Below are 4587 nucleotides of genomic sequence, written 5' to 3'. Positions count from 1 at the left end.
GAATCTGGCCGGCGTGCGCTGGGCCCGGCCTTATAAATCCGATACTGTTCAGGGCCGTACTCCGACCTCCGTGACCGAAGTTGTGCAGCCAGGCCAGCAGATTTGGGTACGCCAGATGGATACTGCCTGGTGGCTGGCACAGGTGCCGGACGTTAACTCGTCGCTGGTTTCGCTCGACCCGCACAATGGCGCTGTCCGTGCACTGGTCGGCGGCTTCGACTTTAACCTGAGCAAGTTTAACCGCGCGACTCAGGCGCTGCGTCAGGTGGGGTCGAACATCAAACCATTCCTGTATACCGCCGCGATGGATCGCGGACTGACGCTGGCCTCAATTCTGAACGACGTACCGATCTCCCGCTGGGATGCCGGTTCGGGCGCTGACTGGCGGCCAAAAAACTCGCCGGCGACCTACGACGGTCCTATCCGTCTGCGTCAGGGGCTTGGCCAGTCGAAAAACGTGGTGATGGTACGCGCCATGCGTGCGATGGGCGTCGATTACGCCGCACAGTATCTGCAACGTTTTGGCTTCCCTGCACAGAATATCGTGCACACCGAATCGCTGGCGCTGGGCTCCGCGTCGTTTACGCCATTACAGATGGTGCGTGGCTATTCGGTAATGGCCAACGGCGGCTTCCTGGTCGATCCCTTCTTCATCAGCAAAATTGAAGATGAACACGGCAATATGGTGTTTGAAGCCAGGCCGAAAGTAGCCTGCCCGGAATGTCATCTGCCGGTCATTTACGGTGAGACGCAGAAAGCAGTAGCGCTGAATGAAGACAGCGTGGAAAACCCGACGGTGTCGCAGCAGGGGGCTAACGCCGTGGTTCCACAGCCGCAGCTTGAGCAGGTTTCCCAGCCGCCCCAGCAGGATGAGCAGTACGCGCCGCACGTGATCAACACGCCGCTCTCTTTCCTGATTAAAAGCGCGCTGAACTCCAATATCTTTGGCGAACCGGGCTGGATGGGTACCGGCTGGCGTGCGGGGCGCGATCTGAAGCGCAACGATATCGGCGGCAAAACGGGGACCACCAACAGCTCGAAAGATGCCTGGTTCTCAGGTTATGGTCCGGGCGTGGTCACTTCGGTGTGGATTGGATTCGACGATCATCGCCGTGATTTAGGCAGAACCACCGCTTCCGGCGCCATCAAAGATCAGATTTCAGGGTATGAAGGCGGCGCGAAAAGTGCTCAACCGGCCTGGGACGACTACATGAAGCTCGCGCTGGATGGGGTGCCGGTGCAGCCGTTGACGCCGCCGGAAGGCGTGGTGACCGTCACTATCGATCGTCGTACCGGCAAGCTGGCGAATGGCGGTGGCAATACGCGCCAGGAGTACTTTATCAACGGCACACAGCCGACCGAATATTCGGTTCATGATGTGGGCACCACGTTGATGGACAATGGCGAAAGCCACGAGCTGTTCTGATAGCGGCCCGATGCCTGATACCAATAAAAAAGCCCGGTTTTTACCGGGCTTTTCTTTAGCCTGCCTTTACCGTTCGTTTCGCGCCTTAATAGCTCAGGCGCCCCTGACGAATCAACCATTCCCGCACCATAAACAGCGCGCTAACGTTGCGAGCCTCGCAAAAATCAGGCTCAGCCAACAACGCCATCAGGTTATCCAGGGGCCAGCGAACCTGTGGCAGCGGTTCAGGCTCGTCGCCTTCCAGCTGCTCTTCATACAGATTCTCTGCCACGATAATATTCATTTTGCTGGAAAAATAGGACGGTGCCATAGTGAGCTTGCCCAGCCATTCCTGCTGATGCGCGCCAAACCCGACCTCTTCTTTCAGCTCGCGGTTTGCTGCTTCTGCGGGCGTTTCACCCGGATCAATCAGGCCTTTAGGAAATCCCAGCTCATAATTTTCCAGCCCAACCGCATATTCCCGAATAAGAATAAGATGGTTGTCCACAATCGGTACGATCATCACGGCTTCACGTTCGGAAGGCTTCATCCGCTCATAAACACGCTGAACGCCGTTGCTGAACACTAAATCCACGGCCTCCACGGTGAACAGACGCGACCGTGCGACGGTTTCGACATTCAGGATTTTAGGTTTTTGCAGTTGTCCGGTCATAGTGGCCCCAGGGAAAAGCCAAAAAAATGAGCGTAGTAGCTCGCCAGTCGCGGTAAATTTACCGTCAGTCACGCCATTGTGCGGCAGCAGAAGAACGTTGCCAATCATCGCATGAATTATTTTACACCGTTATAACAAACTCACTGTTAAGTAATTAAAAAGTTTTAAAAAAGTCAATGCGTCACAGGTAAAATAGGAATATACCGATATTGCTAACGCAACTGGCTTGTTACCATCTCGGTCGGGGCTTATCTACTATTATTCTAATTTTATGATTTTGCGCGCTATTTTATTGAGCATCGCGGATTGCCAGCGCTGCCTGAAGCCGTCACAATATCGATATAACTATGATTCAGGCCGGTAATTTCCAGCATAATGGCAGGAGCAGGATGGCAGGGAGAAAAGCATGAGCACAATAGTCATTATATTGGCTGTAATGCTGGCCTGTTCAATCGGAGCGGGTTGTTTTTTCTGGTACGCTATGCGGCATCGTCCGCCGTTGGCGAAACCGCTGCCATTCATTAGTCCACCTTTTCGCAAACTGAGCGACGAAGAGCGCAAAGCCGTTGAGCGCTATATCAGTTCTTTAGCGAAGCATCGCAGCATTCCGCTTCCCGGCGGCAACACGCGCGCAACCGATAATCTGGCGCTGACCTCGCAAAGCAGTAATGTCTATCCGATTACCCGCTCTATTACCCGTTACGGTCTTTCCACTGATGAACCCCACAAATGGCGTTACTACCTGGATGCTGTTGAAGTGCATCTGCCGCCGCTCTGGGAACAGTATATTGCCGAAGAAAACTACGTTGAGCTGATCAAAACGCAAACTATTCCGCTGGTCGTCTCGCTCAACGGGCATTCGCTGGTGAACTACGTCTATGAATCGCCCGCATTGGGTACGGTTACGCGGCCTGCGGCGCAAAATGCCTCGATCAGAAAAGAAGAGAGCGAAAATATTGAGCTGCTCAGCGTGCGTAAAGAGACGCGTGAGGAGTATATGCTCAGGCGGCCTGACGGCACGCGCGAGGCGGTAGCCATCAGTCTGGCACTGCTGGTGCTCTTTTTTAGCCTGATTAGCCCAACGGTGATGATGCCGTGGCTGGTAGTGACCGCGCTGACCATCATTCTTATCAGCGGCTGGTCGCTCTGGCGGCGGCCGGGCAAAAAATATCTGCGGGAGATTCATTGCCTGCGCGGCGCGCCTAAACGCTGGGGGCTGTTCGGTGAGTCCAATCAAGGACAGGTCAGCAATATTTCACTGGGCATTATCGATCTGATTTACCCGGCGCACTGGCAGCCTTACGTTGTACACGATTTAGGCCAGCCTACTGAAGTGGATATCTACCTTAATCGTCAGGTCGTGCGTCAGGGCCGCTTCTTGTCGTTACAGGATGAGGTGCGTAACTTTCCTATCCACCGCTGGCGCAAAAATCTGGTGCTGGCAATGGGGTCACTCCTGGTCCTGGCGCTGCTAATATTTCTGGTGCCGCTAAGTATGCCGCTCAAGCTCAGCATCGCCTGGCTGAAAGGTACCGAGAGCGTACAGGTGCACAGCGTCAGCGATCTGGAAAATGTCGCCTTACGCATTGGCGACAGCCTGAAAGTCCACGGGGAAGGCATGTGTTCGGTCCCGTCAACCTATCAGGGCAACCGTAGCTACGCGTTTATGCCTTTCGACTGTTCGGCCGTCTACTGGAATAATGCCGCTCCCCTGCCCCAGCCGCAGTCGGATATTATTGAGAAGGCAACCGCCTTGCTGAGCACTACCAGCCTGCAGTTGCACCCGCAGAACAACACCGACCCCAAGATTAATCCGCAGCTCGCTACCGCTATCCAGAAATCAGGGATGATCCTGCTGGATGACTTTTCCGATATCGTGCTGAAGACTCAGGATTTATGCAGCCAGGAGCAGGATTGTGTCCGGCTGAAAAACGCGCTGGTCAATTTGGGTAATGCCAAGGACTGGGAAACGCTGGTGCGGCGCGCGGATTCCGGCGCGCTGGCAGGGACCAACGTGCTGCTGCGGCCGGTCAGTGCAGAGGCTCTGGAAAACCTGGTTAACACTGCCACCTCTTCGTTTTTCTATCGCGAAACAAGACGCGCCGCAGAAGCGCTTAATAGCCCGCCGCCTGGTGGTTTCCTGATCCTCAGTGATGAAGGCCATCAGCTGGTCAATCAGCAGGCACCCAGCGTTTCCCTGTTCGATTTTAACGCGCCTGACCAGTGGCCAGAGCTGCAACGACTGGCAGGAATGCTGCTGCACACGCCGTTTTCCGCCAGCGGTATCGTGACCAGCGTGACCACAGATGCCAACGGTACGCGCCATATCGCGCTGCACAGCGAGCCGGACGCTACCCGGCTGGGACGCTATCTGGGCACCAGCCTGTTGCTGCTGGTTGTCGCCTTAAGTTTTGTGCTTAACAGCCTGCTGGCCCTCAGACGCATACACCTTAATCGCGTGCGCACTACGGCGATTCAGGACTATTACGATAAGTGTTTCAACCCCGCG

3 protein-coding genes are annotated in these 4587 nt (G+C 55.1%); 2 read left to right on the top strand and 1 reads right to left on the bottom strand.

Features of this window, described 5'->3' with window-relative positions; all coding sequences use genetic code 11:
• Positions 1-1426 (top strand): penicillin-binding transpeptidase domain-containing protein (locus RTK32_RS19215; protein ID WP_312046801.1); only part of this gene is annotated, 1426 nt, incomplete at its 5' end.
• A gap of 85 nt (positions 1427-1511) precedes the next feature.
• On the opposite strand, the gene nudE is transcribed toward RTK32_RS19215, so the two are convergent.
• Positions 1512-2078 (bottom strand): ADP compounds hydrolase NudE, encoded by a 567-nt coding sequence (gene nudE, locus RTK32_RS19210; RefSeq protein ID WP_312046799.1) that lies wholly within the window; start codon positions 2076-2078, stop codon positions 1512-1514.
• 406 nt (positions 2079-2484) lie between these two features.
• On the opposite strand from nudE, the gene RTK32_RS19205 reads away from it, so the two are divergent.
• Positions 2485-4587, top strand: a 2103-nt coding sequence (locus tag RTK32_RS19205) for an intracellular growth attenuator family protein (protein WP_312046798.1), incomplete at its 3' end; no start/stop codon positions are given.

The sequence above is a fragment of the Erwinia sp. genome (genome assembly GCF_031978025.1).
Taxonomy (GTDB): Bacteria; Pseudomonadota; Gammaproteobacteria; order Enterobacterales; family Enterobacteriaceae; genus Erwinia.
The sequence above is the reverse complement of the archived record's forward strand: the minus strand, read 5'-3'. Positions and strand labels throughout refer to the sequence as shown.

What these genes read in the sequence shown, in the direction of transcription:
- nudE (WP_312046799.1), bottom strand. Translation starts at nt 2,078, where the DNA reads ATGACCGGACAACTGCAAAAACCTAAAATCCTGAATGTCGAAACCGTC.